23 protein-coding genes and 2 pseudogenes are annotated in these 24,515 nt (G+C 45.3%); 23 read left to right on the top strand and 2 right to left on the bottom strand.

Annotated elements, in window-relative coordinates:
- Positions 1-894 precede the first annotated feature (894 nt).
- Together FG166_RS09660 and FG166_RS07560 are read left to right on the top strand one after the other, a co-directional pair.
- Entirely contained in the window at positions 895-2,148 is a 1,254-nt protein-coding gene (locus FG166_RS09660; protein WP_262350942.1) for an LTA synthase family protein, read from the top strand.
- A gap of 128 nt (positions 2,149-2,276) precedes the next feature.
- The gene (locus tag FG166_RS07560) at positions 2,277-3,173 is read left to right on the top strand and encodes a YihY/virulence factor BrkB family protein (protein WP_080543057.1); all 897 of its coding nucleotides are present in this window, start codon (positions 2,277-2,279) and stop codon (positions 3,171-3,173) included.
- 180 nt (positions 3,174-3,353) lie between these two features.
- On the opposite strand, the gene FG166_RS07555 is transcribed toward FG166_RS07560, so the two are convergent.
- Both FG166_RS07555 and FG166_RS07550 read right to left on the bottom strand, forming a co-directional pair.
- Entirely contained in the window at positions 3,354-3,569 is a 216-nt protein-coding gene (locus FG166_RS07555) for a DUF2922 domain-containing protein (protein WP_003684127.1), read from the bottom strand.
- Between the two features lie 35 nt (positions 3,570-3,604).
- A complete protein-coding gene (locus FG166_RS07550) occupies positions 3,605-3,811 on the bottom strand; it encodes a DUF1659 domain-containing protein (protein WP_003684128.1) in 207 nt (68 codons plus the stop codon).
- A gap of 93 nt (positions 3,812-3,904) precedes the next feature.
- Here FG166_RS07550 and recX point away from each other — a divergent pair, with 93 nt between their 5' ends.
- From recX to FG166_RS07455, 21 genes and pseudogenes are all read left to right on the top strand, one after another.
- The gene (gene recX, locus FG166_RS07545; RefSeq protein WP_003684129.1) at positions 3,905-4,723 is read left to right on the top strand and encodes a recombination regulator RecX; all 819 of its coding nucleotides are present in this window, start codon (positions 3,905-3,907) and stop codon (positions 4,721-4,723) included.
- A gap of 169 nt (positions 4,724-4,892) precedes the next feature.
- Complete coding sequence (locus FG166_RS07540) at positions 4,893-5,546, top strand: sugar transferase (protein WP_003684130.1); 654 nt, start codon at positions 4,893-4,895, stop codon at positions 5,544-5,546.
- Positions 5,547-5,557: 11 nt separating this feature from the next.
- Positions 5,558-6,319, top strand: a complete 762-nt coding sequence (locus tag FG166_RS07535; RefSeq protein WP_035431232.1) for a DUF4422 domain-containing protein — start codon at positions 5,558-5,560, stop codon at positions 6,317-6,319.
- Between the two features lie 10 nt (positions 6,320-6,329).
- On the top strand, positions 6,330-7,553 hold the full coding sequence (locus tag FG166_RS07530) for a hypothetical protein (RefSeq protein WP_003684135.1): 1,224 nt from the start codon (positions 6,330-6,332) through the stop codon (positions 7,551-7,553).
- Positions 7,528-8,145, top strand: coding sequence for a YveK family protein (locus FG166_RS07525; RefSeq protein WP_004563039.1), 618 nt, complete (start codon positions 7,528-7,530; stop codon positions 8,143-8,145). Before FG166_RS07530 ends, FG166_RS07525 begins: the two co-directional genes overlap by 26 nt.
- A gap of 114 nt (positions 8,146-8,259) precedes the next feature.
- Positions 8,260-9,381: a UDP-galactopyranose mutase gene (glf, locus tag FG166_RS07520; protein WP_003684138.1), complete on the top strand. Its 1,122-nt coding sequence runs from the start codon at positions 8,260-8,262 to the stop codon at positions 9,379-9,381.
- Positions 9,382-9,383: 2 nt separating this feature from the next.
- The gene (locus FG166_RS07515) at positions 9,384-10,802 is read left to right on the top strand and encodes a flippase (RefSeq protein ID WP_003684139.1); all 1,419 of its coding nucleotides are present in this window, start codon (positions 9,384-9,386) and stop codon (positions 10,800-10,802) included.
- 9 nt (positions 10,803-10,811) lie between these two features.
- A complete protein-coding gene (locus FG166_RS07510) occupies positions 10,812-11,870 on the top strand; it encodes an acyltransferase (RefSeq protein WP_003684140.1) in 1,059 nt (352 codons plus the stop codon).
- Positions 11,871-12,015: 145 nt separating this feature from the next.
- Positions 12,016-12,087 (top strand): annotated as a pseudogene (locus tag FG166_RS09785) (KxYKxGKxW signal peptide domain-containing protein); the annotation flags it as partial.
- Between the two features lie 489 nt (positions 12,088-12,576).
- Complete coding sequence (locus tag FG166_RS07505) at positions 12,577-13,866, top strand: glucosaminidase domain-containing protein (protein WP_306387723.1); 1,290 nt, start codon at positions 12,577-12,579, stop codon at positions 13,864-13,866.
- Positions 13,867-14,002: 136 nt separating this feature from the next.
- On the top strand, positions 14,003-14,275 hold the full coding sequence (locus tag FG166_RS07500) for a KxYKxGKxW signal peptide domain-containing protein (RefSeq protein ID WP_003684147.1): 273 nt from the start codon (positions 14,003-14,005) through the stop codon (positions 14,273-14,275).
- A 194-nt stretch (positions 14,276-14,469) separates the two neighbouring features.
- Entirely contained in the window at positions 14,470-14,940 is a 471-nt protein-coding gene (locus FG166_RS09650; RefSeq protein ID WP_003684149.1) for a peptidoglycan recognition protein family protein, read from the top strand.
- Positions 14,941-15,187: 247 nt separating this feature from the next.
- Positions 15,188-15,256: pseudogene (locus FG166_RS09780) on the top strand (KxYKxGKxW signal peptide domain-containing protein); the annotation flags it as partial.
- 402 nt (positions 15,257-15,658) lie between these two features.
- Positions 15,659-16,783 (top strand): NlpC/P60 family protein, encoded by a 1,125-nt coding sequence (locus FG166_RS07490; protein WP_003684155.1) that lies wholly within the window; start codon positions 15,659-15,661, stop codon positions 16,781-16,783.
- 142 nt (positions 16,784-16,925) lie between these two features.
- A complete protein-coding gene (locus FG166_RS07485; protein WP_003684156.1) occupies positions 16,926-17,489 on the top strand; it encodes a hypothetical protein in 564 nt (187 codons plus the stop codon).
- 89 nt (positions 17,490-17,578) lie between these two features.
- Complete coding sequence (locus FG166_RS07480; protein ID WP_003684159.1) at positions 17,579-18,511, top strand: glycosyltransferase family 2 protein; 933 nt, start codon at positions 17,579-17,581, stop codon at positions 18,509-18,511.
- Positions 18,511-19,620 carry an AI-2E family transporter gene (locus FG166_RS07475; protein WP_003684161.1) on the top strand — a complete coding sequence of 370 codons (1,110 nt, stop codon included), beginning with the start codon at positions 18,511-18,513 and terminating at the stop codon, positions 19,618-19,620. The genes FG166_RS07480 and FG166_RS07475 overlap by 1 nt, the downstream gene beginning before the upstream one ends.
- A gap of 88 nt (positions 19,621-19,708) precedes the next feature.
- Positions 19,709-20,686, top strand: coding sequence for a glycosyltransferase family 2 protein (locus FG166_RS07470; RefSeq protein WP_035431237.1), 978 nt, complete (start codon positions 19,709-19,711; stop codon positions 20,684-20,686).
- Positions 20,687-20,904: 218 nt separating this feature from the next.
- Positions 20,905-22,485 (top strand): peptide chain release factor 3, encoded by a 1,581-nt coding sequence (locus FG166_RS07465; protein WP_003684164.1) that lies wholly within the window; start codon positions 20,905-20,907, stop codon positions 22,483-22,485.
- Between the two features lie 17 nt (positions 22,486-22,502).
- Positions 22,503-23,555 (top strand): glycosyltransferase, encoded by a 1,053-nt coding sequence (locus FG166_RS07460; protein ID WP_003684167.1) that lies wholly within the window; start codon positions 22,503-22,505, stop codon positions 23,553-23,555.
- Between the two features lie 17 nt (positions 23,556-23,572).
- Entirely contained in the window at positions 23,573-24,481 is a 909-nt protein-coding gene (locus tag FG166_RS07455; protein WP_035431241.1) for a glycosyltransferase family 2 protein, read from the top strand.
- Positions 24,482-24,515: the final 34 nt, after the last annotated feature.

Genomic DNA, 24,515 nt, shown 5'->3' with positions numbered 1-24,515 from the left:
GGAGGGATCTACAGTAGCCTTGTTTTGGCAGGACTGCCTTTATTGCGGAGCCATTATGTTGGCTTTGCCGCTGGCCACGTCGGTAATCTGGGCTTGAAGATCCTTTTGGTAGCGATCATTGCGGGTGCCGTTATGGCGGTCGGATTCGTGGCTAATTGGTGCTTAAGAAGGCTCTTTTCATCTTTAGCGATCACCCAACATTACGAGCGGTGGGTTGAGGAGCTGCCGTCCCACTTGATGGGGTGGCCAGCGTGGCTGAAGAAGTTTTGCCATCGTCACTGGCCAGCGTTGACGGCGGTCGGGGCCTCATATCTACTAGCGATTATCGGTTTATGGTTAACGTTCTCAGGCCTTGCATTAGGACCTGCTAATCCCGAGTACAATAGCTTTAGTTACCAAGTTTTGAACCGCCAGGGAACCCTAATTTTTACCACTATTTTGATTTGGCTGTTCTTTAAAATCCTACAATCGATTACAAGCAAGTACTGGTTGTCGCTTTGTCTGACAAGTGGTCTTATGTTGGTCTTTTTTATCGCCGATCACATTAAGTTAGGATTGCGTGATGAGCCAATCCTTCTGGCCGATGTAACTTCTGTTCAGACCTTTGGAGAAATTCTTAAGTTTGTTAGCGTTTGGGTGGTGATTGCTGGAGTTGCAGGGGTACTCCTTTTAGTTATTATCGGTTTGATCCTTGACCATAGGTATCGAGTTCCTAGCCCGAATGTCAAGCGTCGATTACTTTGGACGGTACTAACGGTCTGTTTCTTTGGGAGTAGCGCTCTATGGAATCACACTAATTCTAGAATTAGTTCATTTCTTACTGGATTAGGTAATTACCCGCTCTTTTACAGCCAAATAGAAGGAGCACACCAGAATGGTCCAATTATCCAGTTTATGAACAACATTGACGTTACCGTGATGGAAAAGCCAGCCGGCTATTCAAGAGCCCGGATGGAAAAGATTGTTAAGGAATATCAAGTGGTGGCAAAGGAGATAAACAAAGATCGGAAAAATTCGCTGTCGTCGCAAACAATCATGTTTAACCTGAGTGAAAGCTTCTCTAACCCCAAGCGGGTGCCGGGAGTTAAGATCAAGGGAAACCCGATCCCATATATTCTTTCCCTGAAGAAAACGACCACTAGTGGCCTGATGATGTCCTCAGGTTACGGTGGGGGGACGGCCAATATGGAATACATGACCTTAACCGGGTTGGCAACGGCTAACTTCTCGTCAACCATGCAAACTCCATTTTCGCAATTGGTTCCTGGTTTAGCTAGAAACTGGACCTTTAATAAGCTCTTTAATTACGCAGTTAGTGTTCACCCTTATCAAGGTATTTTTTATAGCCGGATTACAGCTTATGCTAAATTTGGCTTTAATCGTTTTTACTACTTAGGTAGCAAGTACAAGATTACGGATCAAAAACGGATTAAAAATAACCCATTTCTCTCTGATGAAACAGCTTATACTAATGCCCTTCGGCAACTTAAAAATGACGAGAGTGGAACTTTTATTAACTTAGTTACAATTCAAAATCATATGCCGTATATGACTACCGATTATAAAAACTACTCCAAGTGGCTCCCAACTTCGGTAAGTGAAGGGACAGATAAGGGGACGGTTGCAACGTATACAACGGGGCTTACCTACACCGACAAAGCAGTTAAGCAGTTCATCAAGCAGATTAACAAGATCCAAAAGCCAATCACGGTTGTCTTCTATGGTGACCATCTGCCGGGGATTTACAACAACAGCATGGCAAAGGATGGGACCAAGCTGCATGAAACGGATTACTTCATCTACTCCAACACCTACGCCCGTGAACACGGTGCCCGGACTTTGACCAGTAACACTAAGGTGGTTAGCCCGAATGACTTCATGGCGATGGTAGCGGAACAAACTAATTCCAAGGTCACGCCATACCTTGCTTTGATGACAAAGGTATATGAGGACTTACCAGCCGTTTCCATTAACACTGGTCAAAACAATAGTACTGCTAGCCTCCAGTTCACAAACAGTAAGGGGCAAGTGGTTAAGTACAGCCAGTTAACTAAGAAGCAAAAACGACTCTGGCAAGATTACAAGCTGGTTCAATACGATTTGACGGCCGGTAAGCAGTACCTGTACCAGTTGCACATGATGAAGTAGGAAAGTGAGCGGAATCGTCAAGAAATAATGCACAGCTAGAAAGACAAAAGAGTTCCTCACGGGAGTTCTTTTTGTTTTCGCCGTTAGAAACTGCTAAAATGGGCCTATTAACGTGTGGGAGGGCCATGATGAAATTTATTGGCACCAAATTGAAGCGCTTTGTGACGGTCTTTGCCGAACACTTCCAAATGGCGCAAGTAACAACTTCGGCGGCCGTGCTGGCCTACTATACCTTACTTTCCATTTTCCCGGCGGTGCTAGTGGTGGGAAACCTCTTACCGATGCTGGGGTTAGATGCAAAAACGGTCCTCCCGTATCTGCAATCGGCAATCCCTAGTTCGGTCTACCAATTTATCCGGCCGATCATTTTTGATTTCTTACGCCGGGGGAGTGGGGGGATCCTGACTACCGGGGCCTTGGTGGCCCTGTGGTCAACTAGCCAAGGAATTGCGGCCTTTCAACGCTCCGTCAACGGTGCCTATGGGGTGGCTAAGAACCAAAATCCGATCATTAACCGGGTCCTGTCCTTTATTTGGATGATCATCGTCATCATGATTATCTTTGCCTTAGTGATTATGTATGGGCTCGGGGAACAGGTGCTAGAAGCCTTACAGCCAATCTTGCACTTCCCAATTAATTACGTCACCCTCTTTAGTAGCCTGCGGTGGCCAGTGACCTTTGGCGGGCTCTTTATCTTCTTAACCCTGCTCTATTACTTCGTTCCTAACGCCCGGGTGCGCCTGCGGTACGTGGTAATTGGCGCCCTGGTTGCCACCTTGCTGTGGATGGGCCTATCGCGCCTCTTCTCCTATTACGCCGTCGTATTCGCCCAACGGTTAAATTCCTACAAGACGATCGGGGCCTTCATTTTGATGATGATGTGGTTGGACTTTTCCGGGATGATTGTGATGATCGGGGCGATTGTCAACGCTACCTGCCAGGTGCTGGTGGATGGACCAGTTAGCCAACGCCCCTACTTTTGGCAGTGGGTTCATGAACGAATCAAAAAAGCGGGTGGGAAATAACCTACTCGGCAGGTCGTATGACTAAGCTAGGACGAACGGTTAGTGCAGTATGCACTGTTCTTCGGCCGTACTTAGGCACTAGACCTGCGGTTATTTTCCACATTTCCTGCCTAACTTTCGTGAATACAGCAAAAGGCTAGGAGAAAACACGGTTTTCTCCTAGCCTCTGGTCGTTAGCAATTAAGCAAAGAGTACTTCTTCGTCGGTGTTGACCACCTTAGCGGAAACGGGCGTGACGAACAGATCTTCTTCGCCCTTCTTAAACAGCTTTAGGTTGGCGATCTGGGTCATGGCTTGGCGAACGGTTGCTTCGTCCAGTTGGCCATTGGCGTAGTTGATCTTCAAGATGTGCGTCTTGTTCAGGCTGCCCTTGTAGGTGAGGTTTAAGGTCTTCATTTAAGTACTTCCTTTCGGTTGGCTAGTGGTTATGGCTATTCGTTAGTTAAAGTCGTGGCGGTCGTCAGGGTGGCTTCTTGGACGGTACCCCCGGCTAATCCTTCAAGGATGGTTTGGAAGCTGGCGATCTGCTCATCACTCGGTTGGGCAACCAGGTTGTTAAAGACCCGGTTCAAACCTTCGGGGTGATCGCCATCGATTAAGGTAACTTGAAGCTTAGTGGATTTGACGTTATGAAGCATGTTGATATCTCCTTTAAATTTGATTGGTGTAAGTTGTGATCACTGCTTACACCTTATACATAGAAACCAAGCGAAAATTTGTAAGGGTGGATCATGGAAAAAGAATCGCAAATTCGACAAATTACCGCCATTGTGGCCCAAAAACGACCGGGGCGCTTTAACGTCTTTTTAAACGGTCAGTACGCCTTTCCGGTGGCCGAGAGTGTCTTGATCAAGTACCGTCTTTATAAGGGGATGGAGGTCGATCAGAAATTACTACAGCAGATCTCAAACGATGATCAGGTGGCGCAAGCCTATAATAAGATGCTGGATTACTTGTCCCACCAACTGCGGACCGAACACGAGGTGGAACAAAAGCTAGTGGAGATTGACACCCCACCGGAGTTTGTCCCGGTGGTGATGGCCAAGTTGCGGGAAAACCGCTTGTTGGATGACCGGGAGTACGCGGCTGCTTACGTGCGGACGGAGATGAATACCGGTTTGAAGGGACCGGGGGTGATTCGCCAAAAACTTCGTCAAAAGCGGGTGGGCGAGTTTTTAATTGACGACGCCCTTACCCAGTTCACCACGGAACAACAGGTTGAAAATGCCGCCAAACTGGTGCAAAAGCTGGCCAAGCGTTACCTGAACCAACCGGCACGGCGCCGAAGCGAAAAAATCCACCAGGGGGTGCTAACCCAAGGGTACGGCGATGAAGTTTACCAACTGGTGAAGGAAAACGAAATCCCGTCCCAAACGGAGGATCGCCAGGCGGAATTACTGGAACGGGAAGCGGAAAAAGCTTGGCACCGTTACCGCCGGTTTGAAGGTTATGAACGAAAGATGAAGACTAAGCAGGCCCTTTACCGCAAGGGGTTTGACCTCGATGAAATTGATCAGTGGCTGGCCAAGCAAGAAAACCTTAATAACTGATGAAAGGGGTTCCGGACGAAAAGTTCTTTTTAACGCCCTAATTTATTGGTATCATTAGAGGAGTATTTGTAAATAGAATCTATTTACAATGGGTTGCGGTTATCAACAATGAAGTGAAAAATGGGGCGACTAGAGAGCCCAAGTTAATTTGAAATCGAGAGAAACGCTAATGGTTGAAAACATGATTCACATTGATGCGGAACGATTAAACCGCCAATACTTTTACCGGGGGATCAAGCGTCTGTTTGACGTGGTGGCCTCGGCAATCGGGGTGGTGGTCATCAGTCCAGTACTGTTAATTATTGCAATTTGCATCAAAGTTGATGATCCCCACGGGCCGGTGTTTTACACCCAAACCCGGGTGGGGAAGGACGGACACGAATTCAAAATCATCAAGTTCCGCTCAATGGTTAGTAACGCAGATGAGCTCCTCGCCAAATTACAAGATCAAAACGAGGTTGATGGGGCGATGTTTAAAATGAAGGATGACCCCCGAATCACTCGGGTTGGTCGTGTGATTCGCAAGTACAGCTTGGATGAGTTACCACAGTTAATTAACGTGGTGACTGGATCAATGAGTATCGTTGGGCCCCGGCCGCCGCTGGTTTCGGAGGTGGAGCAGTACACGGAGTACGACAAGCAACGCCTTTTAGTGACCCCCGGGGCCACCGGGATGTGGCAAGTGGGGGGCCGAAACGACGTGGACTTTGACGAAATGGTCCGCCTCGACCTAACCTACATTCAAAACCGCTCCGTCTGGTTGGATTTAAAGATCATGCTTGAAACTGTGAAAGTAATGATCAAACCAAACGGAGCCTACTAAAGGAGAACATTGTGCGAGTAAAAGTATTAGTTGCCGCCCACAAAAATTACGAGATGCCGACAGATCCAATGTATCTGCCGGTTTTTGTGGGTAAGGACCTACACCCAGATGTTAACCACACCTTCCAAGGGGATAACACGGGCGATAACATTTCTCAAAAGAACCCTACCTACAATGAGTTAACTGCCATTTACTGGGGCTGGAAGAACTTAGACGTTGATGCCATGGGTTTGGTGCACTACCGCCGTTATTTAAGCCTACGCCACCAAAAGGCGCTTCAAACGGTGTTGTCGGAAAAAGAGACCGTGGCGCTACTAGAAGATTACGATATTATCCTGCCATCCAAGCGGAAGTACTACATCGAAACTAACGAATCGCATTACTTACATGCTCACCACCACGAACCATTTGAGGTGATGCGCCAGGTGATACAAGAGCAATACCCAGAGTATGCACCAGCCTTTGAGCTAGTGATGAAGCGGACTTGGGCACACATGTTTAACATGTTCATTATGAAGAAAAAGCCCCTCAATGAGTACTGCACTTGGATGTACGACGTTTTAGCTAAAGTGGAAGCCCAAACTGATATCTCTAACTACTCAACCTACGAACAGCGGGTCTACGGATTCTTGAGCGAGCTACTCTTGGACGTATGGTTGGAGGTCCACCCAGAGTACAAGACCAAAGAAGTTAACTACGTCTTTATGGAGCATACCAACTGGTTGAAAAAGGGTGGTAAGTTTATCCAACGTAAGATCACGGGACACGCATAGGAATTGAAGAATGAAAGCAAGAATAGCTGAAATTTGGCGGGCACCGATTCAGGGGCAGCATGTTTACTTACTGGCCTTCAGTCTATACTTTGTCCCCGCCTTCTTAATTGATTCAACCTATACAACCTTGCTGAGTTGGTCCGAGTTACGCTTAATTACTTACCTCGTCATCCCGTTGCTAATTTTTAAAATTTACGTGATGGATGAATGGCAAGTGTCCGGTAAATTAGTAATAACAGCATTATTGGTTGCTAGTATTATTTCTTGGCGAACGGCCCAGTATCCGGAACTAATGGTAACAATGGCCTTCGTGCTAGGGGCGCGTGGCGTTGACTTTAAACAGGTGGCTAGGTGGTACTTATACCTATCGGTGACTCTATTACTTGTGATTGCCGCCACTTCATTGGTGAATATTGTTCCTAACTTAGTCTATGTTTCTAATCTACGTCCGAACCGCTATGGGCTTGGGATGGCTTATACAACCTTTGTGGCGTCCCACCTGTTTTTCTCGGCACTAGCATATTGCTACGTTCGCTTTGGCAAGCTTAAGTGGTTTGATTACATTGGGATTGCGGTTGTTGCAACAATTGCGATGGTTTATACCGATACCCGGCTAGACTTCTATGCAATGCTGTTGATGATTCCGGTGATGTGGGTCACGCAACGAGCTGCAGAAGGGAAAAGATTCTCAAGGATGATTGCTTCCTTTTGGTGGATGGCAATGCCGGTGTTGGCTGTGATCACGATTACGGCTGCCTACTTCTTTGATGACAGTAACCATATCTACCGGAAATTCAACGAGCTGCTGTCTGGCCGACTAAGTTTGAGTAGAAAGGCCTTCCGGTTGTATGATCCAAATTTAATTGGACGTTTTATCCACGAAAAATCATTTGGTGGTGTGAAGGGGAAGACCTTTGCTAACCAAAACCAAAATGGATTGAGTGCGGACTACTTTTATATCGATTCGTCCTTTGTTCGGATGCTTCTATTATGGGGGTTAATCATCTTCGTGCTCTTTATTGTGATCATGACCTTCATCGCAATTGTTAGCACGGTTCAAAAGGAGTACGCCCTATCGGCAATCGTAATGTTAGTTGCCATCAATTCGATGGTTGAACCACACGCCGTCCAATTGATTTACAACGTCTTTATTCTCGCAAGTATTCCACAGTTAGAATGGGTTTTGAAAAATATAAGGGGAAAGAAATATGGCAATGAAAATATCGCTGAGTAACCTTACTAAAGTGGTCTGGAAGAACATTTTAGTAATCTTGATCTTTGCAGTTTTGGGTGGGGCCGCTGGTGGCTTTTATGCTCACACCAAAAAGCACACTACGTACACCGCGAGCCGTTCCTTAATGGTTGCTCACCGTTATAATAACAGCACGGCTAACGAACAAGTCCAAGCAGACCTAAGCTTGACTAACACGTATAAGGATATGATTGAAAGTAGTGATGTGGCGGCGGCTGCGCAAAAAGAACTGCCGAAAAAGCTTCGTAAGCAATACAGTACGGAAGACATCTTATCCATGATCAAGGTTAAGACCGTTATGCAAAGCTTAGTTCTCACGGTTTCTGTAGAGGCGGGGAATGCCAAGGAGGCAACGCAAGTAGTTAACGCTGTTGTTGATGCCGCAAAGACCGAATTACCGAAGATTTCACCGTCAACCGGAACAATTTCAACCTTTGCCAAGGCTAAGGTTAAAGACGCCGATAGCCAAACTAGTCCTTCAACAAAGAAGTACCTATTAGCAGGGGTGGCAGTTGGGTTAATCGTTGGGATGGTGTTAGCATTTACTGTGACGACTTGGCGAAACCTTATTTAAAAAACACTTAATAAGCTCTAGATTAGCTACTAATAGATCATAATGGATATTGTTGTAAAGCTTAATTTGGGCTATGATTGTTTAAACTAATTACACGTGTGAAAGGAATATACAATGTCTAAGTACGATTATCTTGTAGTTGGGGCCGGTTTATTCGGTGCCACCTTTGCTTACGAAGCTGCCAAACGTGGCAAGCGGGTGAAAGTGATTGAAAAGCGTGATCACATCGCCGGAAACATCTTCACCAAAGAAGTTGATGGGATCCAAGTGCACCAATACGGGGCCCACATTTTCCACACTTCCAATAAGGAAATCTGGGATTACGTTAACCAGTTCGCAACCTTTAACCGTTATACTAACAGCCCGGTAGCCAACTACAAGGGAACGATGTACAACCTTCCGTTCAACATGAACACCTTCAACAAGATGTGGGGCGTTCGGACGCCGCAAGAGGCAATGGACAAGATCAATGAACAACGCCAAGAAATGGCCGGCAAGACGCCGCAAAACTTGGAAGAACAAGCCATCTCATTGATTGGTCGTGACATCTACGAAAAGCTGGTGAAGGGCTACACGGAAAAGCAATGGGGGCAAAAGGCAACCGAATTGCCGGCCTTCATTATTCGTCGCCTGCCAGTTCGCTTGACTTACGATAACAACTACTTCAACGATGACTTCCAAGGGATTCCGGTTGGTGGTTACACACAAATCGTTGAAAAGATGTTAGCCTCCGATTTGATTGATGTGGAAACGGGTGTGGACTTCTTTGCCAAGCGCGAAGAATACCTGGCTAACTATCCGAAGGTCGTCTTCACCGGAATGATCGATGAATTCTTTGATTACCAACTGGGGGAACTTCAATACCGGAGCTTGCGGTTTGAAACCGAAGAACTGGATGTTGATAACTACCAAGGGAACGCCGTTATCAATTACACCGATGCGGAAACACCATACACCCGGGTGATTGAACACAAGCATTTTGAGTTTGGTAAGGGTGACAAGGATAAGACGATCGTGACCCGGGAATACCCAGCTGACTGGCACCGCGGTGATGAACCATACTACCCAGTTAACAACCAACAAAATAATGATTTGTACAAGCAATATGCTAAGCTTGCCCAGGAAAAGGAAGCCAATGTGATCTTTGGTGGCCGGTTGGGCCAATACCGCTACTATGACATGGACCAAGTACTTCACGCGGCCCTTGTATGCGTAGAAAAGGAGTTTAATAAGTAAGCATGAAAGTGATCCGAAACTATTTGTATAACGCGGGCTATCAGATTCTTTTGATGATTGCCCCCTTAGTGACGACCCCTTATGTGTCCCGCGCCTTGGGTGCACACGCCAGTGGGATCAACACTTATACAAATGGGTGGGTCACTGTTTTTTATTTAGTCGGTCAAATGGGGATTGGCTTATACGGAAACCGAGAAGTTGCCTATCACCGGGATGATAAGCGGGAACGCTCGCGAATCTTTTGGGGAATTGAAGCACTTCAACTGTGCACGATTAGCATCTCTTTAGTTGCCTACCTCGTGGCGGTGTTCTTATTTTCGACAACCTTCCGGGAATACTACCTTCTTCAAACGCTTTGGATCGTTGCCTGTGGGATCGATGTTTCCTGGTACTTCATGGGGATGGAGGACTTTAAAAAGACGGTCGTCCGGAATACAATCGTCAAGTTAATCATGATTGTATTGATCTTTACTCTGGTTAAGACGGAAGCTGATCTTTGGAAGTACATCCTGTTGATTGGGGTTGCCCAGTTAAGCGGAAACTTAACCCTATGGCCGTATCTAAAGTCCAATATCCAGTGGGTGTCACCAAAAGAATGGCATCCCCTCCGACACCTTTACCCCTCCTTACTCCTCTTTATTCCAACGATTACGACCCAAATCTACTTGGTGGTTAACAAGTTAATGCTAGGGAAGATTGGTCAACCAACGGCCTTAGGGCAGTTTGACTATGCGGATCGCCTGGTCAAACTAGTCTTAGCGATCGTAACGGCTACGGGGACGGTTATGCTTCCCCACATTGCCAATAAGTTTGCTAAGGGTGATTTGAAGGGGGTTCGGGAAAGCCTCTACAATTCCTTCGACTTTGTAACGGCGATGGCAGTTCCAATGATGTTTGGTCTAATGGCAATTTCGGAAAAATTCGCCCCGTGGTTCTTAGGGAATGGGTACCAAGATGCCGGTAAGATTATTTTCTTCGAGGCCCCAGCAATTGTCTTCATTGCGTGGAGTAACGTAACTGGTGACCAATACTTGATGCCAATTGACCGGGTTAAGGAGTACACGGTTTCCGTTTCAATTGGGGCGGTGGTTAACGTGATTGCCAACATCCTCTTGATTCCATTTTATTCGGCCAACGGAGCGGCGTTAGCAACCGTTATTGCCGAGTTCAGTGTGATGGCAGTACAGATGAATTTTGTTCGTTCAACCATTCGGCGACGCCAATTGTTTAGAAGTAGTTGGCGGTACTTCTTAGGGGGACTAGTGATGTTCCTTGTAGTTAACCGAATCTGTGACGTAATGACAATGAATATTGTTAACATGGCGATTCAGATCTTTGTGGGGACGGTTATTTATGTTGCCTGCCTCTTTATTCTTAAGGCGCCGGTGATTGAGCAAGCAAAACAAGTTTTAGGAAAGTAATGTTTTAATATGGAAAAGAAACGCTATCTTTATATCGACATACTGAATTGCATGGCAATTTTCGCCGTTTTAGTCCAACATACTGCCCAGATCGCCCATCAGGGGAATCCAAACGAACAAATTACAATCATTGGAAATATTCTGCAAACGATCTTCCTACCTGCGGTGGGGATCTTTTTTATGAATTCTGGTGCAATGTTGCTAGATTATCGCTATCGTCAATCCACGAAAGAGTTTTTTAAAAAGAGATTCCTTAGGGTCGTGGTACCGTTTTTAATCTGGTCGGTTTTCTACTATTGGTATAGCTACCACTATTATGCTTTCCCAGGGATTTTCCACCGGAATGTTTTTTCCCTACGTGACTTTGTTCAATCATTTGTGGATGATAAGATCAATAGTTTGTTCTGGTTCTTCTTTTCGATCATTCAGCTCTACTTGGCCACCCCAGTCTTTGCGGTGTTAGCGAAAAAATATAAAGATATACTTGCTTATGTGGTCGTGGTAGGAGTAGCTTACGGGATTGTGGTGCCTTATATTGCAGCACTCAAGGGTGTTAATCTCAGTAGCGGCAATATTAATGTGCCTCTATTAAATTCGTCGTGGATAACATACTATGTGATGGGCTATCTAATTAAGGAAGATTATCTATCGGATAAAATTCAGATGACGATCATTGCTTTAGGTACTTTAAACTTAGGAATTGATATCTTAAATGATATCTTCGTGAATAAGATTGTTTACTTTAACAACCTAGGAACGATGTTCTATACCTTTGGCCTATATATTTTAATTAAGCGACTTACCAATCATGCCCGATCAGAAAGGGTGACGAAGTTCTTTGCGGTGTTGTCTTCAGCATCACTAGGGATTTACGTGTTGCACCCGCTTTTTATCCAGTTATTTGACTGGTATCTATTCCATGTAACACCAAAGGTATGGGATAGTTACTTTGAGGTATTGCAAAACCCAATTCATATATACGTATACCCGTTTGTTCTCTATCTTGTTATGGCACCGATCGTTTTGCTTATAAAGAAATTCAAACTCATGAAGTACATCTTGCCGTAACCTTTTTCAAGAATGAATATTTCCAAAAGATGTCAAACATTATCGTTTGTTGACAACTTGGGGTTAAGTAAAACTTGCTGAATATAAAGTGTTAAAGTAGATAACAGTGATAAAGAATTAACATATTTAATAAAAAGGTAAGGTCATGGAAAGTAAAAAGCACTATAAGTTATATAAAAGTGGAAAACAATGGAAGACACTCGCCATTACTGCAGCGGTTGCGGTAGCTGGGGTGGTTTCCCTTAACAATGTAACTGCAAATGCCGATGTTACCTCATCTGCGGTTGCAACTGTGGCAGTAGCACAAACTAGCAGTGCCTCCTCAGTAGTACTGGAAAGCAGCACTTCAGCCGTAGCTACGTCGTCAACTTCAGAAGCTAGTGCTGCAGCTTCAAGTGCTGTTGTCTCTTCATCAGCATCCAGTTCTGTAACTAGCGCTACTTCATCCGTGGTAGACGCTGCTAGCGCAAGTACGGTTGCAAGTTCAGCTGACACTGCTGCAACTAGTGCAACGTCAAGCTCTGAAGTGAGTGTAACTTCTGCATCATCAGAAGTAAGTACCGTTAGCGATTCGTCTTCGGTTGCAACTTCTACTACTTCTTTAACAAGCCAATCAACCGAAAGTGCTACAAGCGATAGTGCTGATTCATCAGCAACTTCAACTCAAGATAGTAGCGTAACTTCTGCGGAAGTAGTTACGCGTGAAGTGGCAGCGGTAGCTACGAGCTCAACTAAAAACGGTTGGGTTAGTGAGAACGGTACCTACACATACTACACGAATGGGAAAGTTGCTAGCGGTGAAAACTACTCCTATTTACCATCAATTAGTGGGACTGGCTACAACTGGTACCTAGTTAAGGATGGTGTAGCGTTATCTGGTGTTCAAAAGTGGTACGGGAGTTACTACTACTTTGATCCAACTACTTACTTGAAGTTAGATCACCAAGACTACGTTAAGTCCCAATGGGGGGACTGGTACATGGTGGGTAGCGATGGGATTGTCCAATCAGGGGTTCAAAAGTGGTACGGTAAGTACTACTACTTCGATCCAGTAACCTACTTAAAATTAGATCACCAAGACTACGTTAAGTCCCAATGGGGGGACTGGTACATGGTGGGTAGCGATGGGATTGTCCAATCAGGGGTTCAAAAGTGGTACGGTAAGTACTACTACTTCGATCCAGTAACCTACTTAAAATTAGATCACCAAGACTACGTTAAGTCCCAATGGGGGCTTTGGTACATGGTAGGTAGTGATGGGATAGTTCAATCAGGGGTTCAAAAGTGGTATGGTAAGTATTACTACTTCGATCCAGTGACCTACTTAAAGTTGGACCACCAAGATTATGTTAAGTCCCAATGGGGGGACTGGTACATGGTAGGTAGTGATGGGATCGTTCAATCTGGGTTAGTTCAATGGTATGGTCATTACTACTACTTCAACCCAGTAACGTATCTAAAGGCAACTAACACGACGTTTAGTTACAATGGAATATCATTAACTGCCGATAATACTGGTATTATTACCGGGACTACGACTTCTTCACAATTCCTATTAAAGATTTACCAGGCAACCCTTGATGGTTGGAAGGAATATGGTGTGTTACCATCCGTGACGGCTGCTCAAGCAATCCTTGAAAGTGGTTGGGGGCAATCAGCCTTAGCTACTGAAGCCAACAACTTATTTGGGATTAAAGGATCATATAATGGTCAATACGTTATCATGTCGACTGCGGAATATGGTAGCGGTGGTTACTACTATGTAAATGCAGAATTCCGGAAATACCCAAGCTTCTATGAAAGTGTTGTTGACCACGGATACTTCTTGTACAGCAATAGTCGCTACAGTAACTTGTTACATCAAACTAGCTACGCTACTGTAACTTCGTTATTACAATCTGATGGATATGCAACTTCACCGACGTATGCTTCGAGCCTTAATAATGTGATTACAACTTATGGGTTGCAATCATGGGATACGGCAGCTGGAGTATAGAAACTAATTAACTTATAATCCCCCTAGGGGTAGCAAGCGCCACAATAGTTTGTTCTCCTTAAGGGGATTTTAATTTACCTAATTATAAGTAAGGAATTAAATCAATAAGTTGGAAAATAGATAGGGAGGATCAATTATGGGGGAGAAAAAGCAACACTATAAGCTTTATAAGAGTGGAAAACAATGGAAGACATTGGCAATCACTGCTGTAGTGGCTATTGCAGGAGTATTGTCGTTCAATGATGTAACGGCCAATGCTGATGTAACTTCAGCTACGATTGCAGCTACAGAAGTAACACAAACTGGTAGTAAAGTTGGTACATGGTTGGCAGTGATGGAATTGTTCAATCTGGGATTATCAGATGGTACGGGTCACTTTATTACTTTGACCCAACAACCTACTTACTAAAAACTAGTGGTTACGTTGTGTCAAACGGTGTTGCATATATTGCGGGTAGTGACGGGAAACTTACGGCAGTAACGAATGCAGTTAATAGCTACATTCTTAAGAATTATCTAGGTCACGCCGCAATCACATAAGATTACGTAATCCCTTCGGATGTTACAGACACCTATAGTGATACCTCAGATGGAAAACCAAACATGATTGTTGTTCATGAGACGGCCGATGATGCAACAATTTGGGAAGAAATTAATTACGAGAAGAATACTTATGAGGATGCCTTTGTTCATGCCTTTGTAGATGGAAATAATATTATTGTTATTTCAAACACTGATCACGAAGCATGGGGGGCTGGATATCCAGCAAATGGACGAGCCGTTCAATTTGAACAAATTGAGGTTACCGGAGCAAGTAACTTTACGAAGGAAATTTCAAATGCGGCATACTTTACAGCCTATATGATGAAAAAGTATGGGCTAATTCCGTCACTGGCCCAGTCGAATGGGACGGGAACATTATGGTCGCACTATAATGTATCGCAATATTTGGGCGGTACTGACCATACCGATCCCGATGGTTACTGGTACAACCGAGCAAGCACGTATTTTGGAACGACATACACTATGTCGAATTTCTGTCAGTTGGTAAGCCTTTACTACAACACGCTATAGAACCTCCCTGTAACGTAACGAAAATCGAAACGTTCCGTCGACTGATTGCCAATTAAGCAATTGGTTGGCGTTTTTTTAGTTGCAAAGATTTCTTACAATGTTGCAAAAAGGTGACAAACGTTATTCTTAGTTAACAGATCATCAAATATTGTAGAAAGATGAACTTTTTATGATATGGTATTAAACGTAAACTTTTAAATTAAACATAATTAACTAAAAACCAAAAACTACGGAAGGATTTAGGTTGATGGAAAGTAAAAAGCACTACAAGTTATACAAGAGCGGGAAGCAGTGGAAGACGCTAGCGATTACCGCTGCAGTTGCCATCGCCGGGGTTGTCTCTTTTGATAACGCAACGGCAAATGCGGATGTTGCTTCATCTGCCATTGCTACTACGGAAGTTTCACAAACGACTAACGATTCCTCAGCGGTACAAAGTGATGCCACGAGTGCAACGGTTGTGGTTGCTTCAATTAACAGTACGGAAGTTTCCAGCACTGCATCCGCAGCTAGTTCTGAAACGGTTGTTGCTCCGGTCTCAGCTGAATCCGTTAGTGTTAGTGCAGTTGCCTCATCTGCAACTAGTTCAGCGTCTAGTGTGGCCCAGAGTACCGCAGCTGTGGCAACCGAAGCTAGCTCGGCGATTAGTGCCACGTCTGCTGTGTCGTCATCTGTTGCAACTACGACTAGTGAAGCAACTGTAAGTGCAACTAGCTCTATGAATGACAGTAACTTGTCAGATGCAACCTCTACTCAGGATAGTGCAGCTTCTTCAGCAGCCGAGATCCGTGCCGTTGCTGCAGCCGTTAGCTCTACTAAAAATGGCTGGGTAAATGAAAACGGAACGTACACTTACTACACTAATGGTAAGGTAGCTAGTGGTGAAAGTTACTCGTACTTGCCGACGATTAACGGAACGGGTCACAATTGGTACTTGGTTAATGATGGTGTTGTCCAATCAGGTGTCCAACAATGGTACGGAAGCTACTACTACTTCAACCCGACAAACTACCTGAAATTAGATCACCAAGATTACGTTCAGTCCCAATGGGGGAGTTGGTACATGGTCGGCAGTGATGGAATCGTTAAATCCGGTGTTCAAAAGTGGTATGGCAAGTACTATTACTTTGATCCAACTACTTACTTGAAGTTAGATCACCAAGACTACGTACGGTCTCAGTGGGGAGATTGGTACATGGTCGGCAGTGATGGGATTGTTCAATCCGGTGTTCAAAAGTGGTATGGTAAGTACTATTACTTTGATCCAACTACTTACTTGAAGTTAGATCACCAAGACTACGTACGGTCTCAGTGGGGAGATTGGTACATGGTTGGTAGTGATGGGGTTGTTCAGTCAGGGCTTGTTAGTTGGAAGGGATCAACTTATTACTTCGATTCTTCAACTTACTTGAAGGTAACTAACAAGACGTTTACTGTTGGGAATACAACCTATAAGGCAGACGGTAATGGTGTTGTTACGGTAGTCAATGACTTTAACGCTAAGGTTAACAAGGCCTTAGGCGAAATCGGGGTACCATACGTTTGGGGTGGTAACTCTCCTTCCGTTGGGTTTGACTGCTCTGGGTTAGTTCAATGGGCTTACGGCCTGAGTTCTAGTTACCGGACGACTTACCAACAACAAACGCTTGGGACGCACGTTTACTCCAACGTCTCTAGTTCGCCAAAGGGTGCGCTGTTGTTCTTCGGTAGTGATTCCGCTCCGTACCACGTGGCCATCTCATTAGGTGACGGTTCTTACGTTCACGCCCCAACGGTCGGTGAAAACGTCAAGATTGGTTACCAAAAGTACTTCACACCTAGCTACTACATCGTCTTAAGCTAGTTAATATAAGGAGAAGCCTTAGGGATATCCTGGGGCTTTTTCAAAATATTAGGGAATTGTGAAGTTATGACTAATCATCGAACAAAGACTTTGTTATAATGTGATTAAGAATCAGAGTTCGAGATATTGAGAGGAAAAAATTATGAAAGCTAACAAGCTATTAACTTCAATTGTTGCTGGGGCGATGCTTCTTTCATTAGCGGCCTGCAGCAGTAGTAAATCTGCGAGTGGGAGTGATACTACGGACAGCGTAAGCGCAAGTAGTAAGGCGGCCTCAAAGAAGAACTCCACGACGAAGAAGCAACAAGTAAAGACGGTTTCTGATGATTCCAGTTCTTCATCTAGTAAATCTTCCAGTTCAGCAACCGCTGCTAACTCATCAACGTCTTCGTCAAGTGCTTCCCGGGGAGCGGCAGCCGCAACCGCCTCGAATTCTAGCTCTTCTAACGGAAGTAGCTCTTCATCAAGTGCCTCAACGGCTACTTTAACTCAGACCCAAGCCTTGGATCTTTTAAAGGAACGTCTCGGAGCTAACTTGAACAATGCTGGGACGTCAGGTCAATCAATGCCAGTTCAACCATCAGCTACCGATGTTGATTCCTTTACCGCTACGCAAACGGGAACGAACAGCTGGCAATTTACTGGAACGGTAAACGGTAAGACTTACACTTACAATGTTTCACCAACTTCCATTACTGAGAACTAGTCAAAGTTCATTGTTAGATAGTGTATAATGAAAACCGGTGCTGCTAAGCGGTGCCGGTTTTTCATTATTTAAATTTAAGAGGATTAAAAATGCCAAAGTTATCAATTGTCGTTCCCTGTTATAACGAACAGGAAGCCCTCCCGCTCTTTTACCCAGCTGTAGAAGAGGTGGTCCAAAGAATAGATGGTTTAAAAACGGAATATTGGTTAGTAGATGATGGTTCTGCAGACCAAACGTTAGCGGAAATGCGAAAGTTGCATTCGATTGATCCTGAACGGGTACATTACCTAACCTTTTCCCGGAACTTTGGGAAGGAGAGTGCCCTCTATGCTGGTCTGGAAGCAGCTACCGGTGATTACGTGGTGGTAATGGATGCGGACTTGCAAGATCCGCCGTCCTTTCTTCCCCAAATGTATTCCATCCTCCAGGAAGGTGAATACGATTGTGTAGGGACCCGGCGGACCGACCGGAAGGGAGAAGCCAAGATAAAATCCTTCCTCAGTGACCAATTTTATAAAGTTATTAACCGTGTATCGCAAACCAATATCGTTCCAGGAGCTCGTGACTTTCGGATGATGACCCGCCAAATGGTCGATGCCATTCTTTCAATGAAGGAATACAGCCGTTTTTCCAAGGGAATTTTCTCCTGGGTCGGTTTTAAAACCAAGTATTTAGAGTACAAAAACGTTGAGCGGGTGGCCGGAACCACTGATTGGTCAACTTGGAAACTATTTAAGTATGCAATGGACGGAATTGCCGACTTCTCACAGGCACCATTATCATTAGCAGTTTGGCTAGGAACGACCTCCTTTATTATTTCAATCATTGGGTTGATTTTTGTGGTGATCCGCCGACTGATAGAACCAACGAGTAGTGCCTTTGGCTGGGCCTCGATGGTTTGCATCATTCTTTTACTAGGGGGACTACAGCTGCTCTGCATTGGGATTGTCGGGAAATACATCGGTCGTATCTACATGCAAGTTAAGAACAGACCGATTTACATCATTAAGGAAAAGAAATAATGCCAAAAAGTTATCAAAAAGCGCTCTTTTGGTCGTTTGAATTACTGATTATTGCGAGTTTAATCTGGGTCTGCACCCAGATTAACTTTGTCTTTACCCCTTTGCTGGTCTTCGTTTCCGTGGTAATCACCCCGCTGATCATCTCGCTCTTTTTGTACTACATGTTAAACCCACTCTTTCGCTTATTAATGAAGATCAAGGTTTACAAATGGCACATGAAACGGGGGATTGCGAGCTTGGTGGTGGTGATCGGGCTCGTCTTGATTGTGGCTGGTGGGATTTCGGCGTTAATTCCATCGGTGCTCAATGAGTTAAACCAAGTAATTCATTGGCTCCCCCAGGCTGCCAAGGAGATCCAAAAAATGATTCAAGAGATCTCGGAACACCCGTGGGTGCGAAAACTCCACTTATCTACTTACTACGGTCAAATTAACGATCAAGTTTCTAAGTACGTTCGCCAGATTGTCACTGGTTTAACCTCAAGTGCGGGAACAATTATTGGGACGATTACGAGTACGGTCATTGTGGCCATCACCGTCCCCGTAATGCTTTTTTACATGTTTAAGGATGGTAACCGACTAGTACCGAGCGTGCAAAAGCTTTTTCCGGAAAGTAGTCAGGATGAGGTTGGTGAACTGTTACGAAAGATGAGTAAGACCCTTTCATCCTACATTTCAGGGCAAGCCATTGAGTGTCTGTTCGTGGCGATTGCAACTTCGATCGGCTATCTGATCATTGGCCAGCCCTTAGCCGTGGTTCTCGGTGTGGTGGCGGGAATCGCCAACATGATCCCGTATGTAGGGCCCTATATCGGAATTACACCGTCCTTAATGGTTTCGATTGCGGTGGCGCCAGAAAAGATTATTTGGGTGATTGTAGTGGTTGTGATCGTTCAACAAATTGACGGTAACATTATCTACCCGAATATCATTGGCAAAACCCTGCAGATCCACCCATTAACGATCATAATGCTCTTATTAGCTGCGGGGAATATCGCTGGGATTCCAGGGATGATCCTTTGTATTCCGTGCTATGCAGTTGTTAAGACGGTGGTAACTTACTTAATAAGTATTTACAATCTGAGGAAACGAGGAGAAAATAACGGCTAGTTAGACATAACATTGTTATAATCTAGGGTATTCATGGGGAAGATTTAGCGTAGTGGGTAAATCTTAATTATGATGGAGGCGCATGGGTATGTTAAAGACATTAACAATTGTCGTACCGTGCTATAACGAAGAAGAAGTGCTCCCGGAAACAGTTAAAGAAATTGGTACAATTATCGAAGATTTGATTGCTCAAGCAAAGATTAGCACTAAGAGTAAGATCCTCTTTGTTAATGACGGGAGTAAGGATCGCACCTGGGAGTTAATCTCTGAGTATAGCGAGAAGTACTCCTACGTTTCGGGGATTAAGTTTACCCGTAACTATGGTCACCAAAACGCCTTATTAGCCGGAATGACGGTAGCAGTTAAGTATTCGGATATGATCATCACCATCGATGCGGACCTCCAAGACGACGTCAACGCCATTTACCAGATGGTTGATAAGTACTTAGAAGGAATTGATGTGGTTTACGGGGTTCGTAATAGCCGGGAGACGGATTCCTTCTTTAAACGGCGGACAGCGCTAGCCTATTATGGGCTAATGAAACGCTTGGGTGTGAATCTCGTTCCAGATTCCGCCGACTACCGCTTGCTCAGTAAGCGGGCAACGGAAGCCCTGCTTCAATACAAAGAGCACAACTTGTTTTTACGGGGGATGGTTCCGTTAGTGGGGTATCCTTCGGCTAAGGTGTACTATCCCCGTAAGGAGCGCTTCGCCGGTAAATCGAAGTACCCACTCGGGAAGATGTTACACTTTGCTTTTGATGGGATTTCTTCCTTTTCAATTGCCCCGATTCAATTAATTTTGATCTTAGGGATCTTGACCACTTCGATTAGCATCATCATGATGATCTATGTTTTAGTAGAAAAAATATTAGGTCATGCTCTAACCGGTTGGGCATCCTTGATGATCTCAATCTGGTTGCTTGGTGGAATTCAGCTAATTTCAGTCAGTGTAATCGGTGAGTACGTAGGGAAGATCTTTACCGAAGTTAAGCATCGGCCACGCTTTAATATCGAAACGGAAGACTACACTGAAAAAATGGTCAAGGATAAAAACGGTTACTAATAATAAAGCCCTAGGGTCCGCGTGACAACGGATGCTAGGGCTTTAAATTAGGGTGAATCTAGCTAGCTGAGATGTGATAAAATTTAAAGGATAGTGTGTAGAACGCCATCGCTTAAAGCGAGTGGCAGAAACGCGACCAGTTGTGGGTTTTAAAACTAAATTGGCTCTGACCGAATGATAACTGGAGCACCATAACAGAGAACGAAAGGAATTCAAGATTGGCAACTAAACAACAATTAGAAGATGCAGTAAGTAAGCGCCGGACCTTTGCGATCATTTCGCACCCCGACGCCGGGAAGACGACAATTACGGAACAGCTCCTCCTCTTTGGGGGCGTCGTTCGGGAAGCCGGAACGGTTAAGGGACGGGGCAGCTCGAACTTCGCCAAGTCCGACTGGATGGAAATCGAACAAAAGCGGGGGATCTCCGTTACCTCTTCCGTGATGCAATTTGATTACGATGGCAAGCGGATCAACATTTTGGATACCCCGGGGCACGAAGATTTCTCTGAAGACACCTACCGGACTTTGATGGCGGTGGACTCAGCGGTCATGGTGATTGACGGGGCCAAGGGGATTGAACCCCAGACCCGCAAGCTCTTCCAAATTTGTAAGATGCGGGGGATTCCGATTTTCACTTTCATCAATAAGTACGACCGGGACGCGCGGGAACCACTCGATTTGATGAATGAAATCGAAGAAACCCTCGGGATCGAAACTTACCCGATGGACTGGCCAATCGGAATGGGCCGTCAGTTCATGGGGGTTTACGATCGCCATAACCACCGGGTGGCCTTAACTCACCCGGCCGATGAAAGCAAGCCGTACTTACCGTTAGATGAAAACGGGGAAGTGATTGGGGAGAACCCGTTGGCTGGCGAAGGGGAATGGGAAGACGCCCTGGAAGGGATGGAATTGATCTCTGAAGCCGGCAGTGAATTCTCAGCAGAAAAGGTGGCGGCCGGGGATCAAACCCCAGTCTTCTTTGGTTCAGCCCTAACTAACTTCGGGGTCAAGACCTTCTTGGAAACCTACCTGAAGTACGCCCCGGCACCGAGTGCGCACAAGACGGAGGAAGGGAAGGCGATTGACCCGCTCTCCCCGGAATTCTCTGGTTTCGTCTTTAAAATCCAGGCCAACATGAACCCGAAGCACCGGGACCGGATTGCCTTTGTCCGGGTTTGCTCAGGTGAATTTGACCGCGGGATGGACGTTACCCTGGAACGGACGAAGAAGCCACTCCGGCTGTCGAACGTGACCGAATTCATGGCCAACACCCGGGAAAACGTGGAAAAGGCCGTTGCCGGCGATATCATCGGTTTATACGATACCGGAAACTTCCAAATTGGGGATTCCATTTACACTGGTAAGGAAGACATTAAGTTTGAAAAGCTGCCGCAGTTTACGCCGGAACTCTTTGTTCGGGTCTCGGCCAAGAACGTGATGAAGCAAAAGTCCTTCCACAAGGGGATCAATCAACTAGTCCAAGAAGGGGCGGTCCAGCTTTACCAAAATTACAACACTAACGATTACATCTTAGGGGCCGTGGGACAGCTGCAATTTGAAGTCTTTAAGTTCCGGATGCAAAACGAATACAATTCCGAAGTCATCATGGAACCAATGGGCAAGAAGACGGCCCGCTGGATCAACCCGGACCAATTGGACCCGAAGATGTCATCTTCTCGCAACATCTTGGTCAAGGACATGCAGGGCGAACCGCTCTTCTTGTTTGAAAATCAATTTGCGGAAAACTGGTTTAAGCAAAAGTATCCGGATGTTGAATTAACGTCGAAGCTATAGGCGAAAGGAACGCAAACGTGGAAAATTACATCATTTCATTGAAGGACCCCTCTGGTAACGTTGGGGGCCCGAAGGCAAATATGGATAACATCAAGTTCTTAAAGGAACAGATGGGCTTTAAGGAATTATGGCTTGATTATGGTTGGAAGGACGGCTTCTGGTGGCACCACAACTTGTGGGACTGGATCAACACCCGCATTCACAAGTATCAACTATCCCGCTCCGTATTACCAAAGTTCTTCAAGGAACACCCGGACATTGACAATGTGGTGATTCAATACCCGCTCTACTCCAATAAGCTGATCAAACAAATTACAGACAGTGTGCACCAAAATAGTCACGCTAAGCTATACTTCATCATCCACGATGCTGAAATGATTCGCTTGTATGCGGATGAACCAAAGCGAGCCCAAGGGGAATTAGATTCCTTTAACCTTTCGGATGGGATCATCGGCCACAATGCTAAGATGAATAAATTCCTGAAGGAACAAGGGGTGAAGGTCCCGCTAGTTGACCTGGGGATCTTTGATTACGATAACCCGCAACCACTTCAGGAATACAAGGGCTACGATAAGTCGGTTTGCTACGCGGGGAACTTAATTGACGCAGAATTCCTGCAGGATGTTCACCCAACTAACCGCTTTGACCTCTTTGGACCGAACCCGGCGGAAAGTTACAACGAAGGGTTGAACTACAAGGGACAGTTTTCACCAACGGACTTACCTGCCCACATGGACGAAAACTTTGGCCTGGTTTGGCACGGGACGAGCGTCGACACCTGTGATGGGGTCTTTGGTCGTTACCTGAAGTGGAATAACCCGCACAAGACGTCTCTTTACCTTAGTTCGGGACTGCCGGTCATTATTTGGGACCAGGCCGCTCTGGCTGATTTTGTGCTTGAAAACGGGGTTGGGATTACGATTAGTAGCCTTAATGACTTAAACGATAAGTTAGACGCCCTGACCGAAGAAGAGTACCGTCAGATGCACGATAACGTTCAAAAGGTTGCTAACCAAATGCGGACCGGGTACTACATTACCCACGCAATGGAAAAAATGATCAATAACTAGTTAATTAGGAGCGAATGATGAATAAGATATGCGCCATTATGGTTACTTATAACCGCAAGATTCTGTTAAAGCAATCACTACAAGCCTTACTAGACCAAACCGTCACTGACTTTGACATTCTGGTGGTGGATAACGCCAGCACGGATAACACCCGGGAATACATTGATGACCTCTTACAAGAAGAGCGAATTGATTACGTCAACACGGGAGCCAACCTTGGTGGGTCAGGGGGCTTTAACCACGGTCTAAAGGTTGCTTGCAAGCGGGGCTACCAGTACGTCTGGATGATGGATGACGATACCATGCCGACCCCAACTGCCCTAGAAAAGATTTTAGAGGCTGACAAGATCTTGGGTGGTAACTACGGGTACTTGGCTAGCGAAGTACTCTTTACTGATGGTCAACCGTGCAAGATGAACGGCCAAAAGGTACTCAAGAAATGGTTTGACGAATCCCAATACTTAAAGAACGGGATTTTACGGACAACGCGGGCGACCTTTGTTTCCTTCTTCGTACGGACCGCAGTAGTGGAGAAGGTGGGGCTTTCCTACAAGGAATTCTTCATTTGGGGTGATGATATGGAGTACTCCAACCGGATTTCCAAGCAGTTCCCGTGTTACATGGTGGCGCAAAGTATTGTTGTTCACCACACTAAGAACAATGATGGTTCAAGTATCGCTAAGGACGATGGCTCCCGGCTATGGCAATACAAGTTTGCTTACCGGAACGAATGTGTAATTGCACGCGATGATGGTTTATATGGGCGTTGCTACCAATTTGCAAAGGTGAACTGGAACATTCTAAAGGTTATTGGTTCGCACAAACCACTAAAGCTCAAGAAAATTTGGATTCTGATCTCCGCTTCAATTCGGGGGATCTTCTTCCGGCCGAAGATTGAATACATTAAGCTTGATTCGGATAAATAAAAGATATAAAGGGGGGCACCTTATTTTAGTAGGT

The sequence above is a fragment of the Limosilactobacillus fermentum genome, assembly GCF_013394085.1.
Lineage (GTDB): Bacteria > Bacillota > Bacilli > Lactobacillales > Lactobacillaceae > Limosilactobacillus > Limosilactobacillus fermentum.
Note: the sequence above shows the minus strand (reverse complement) of the source record. Positions and strands in the feature narration are given on the sequence as shown.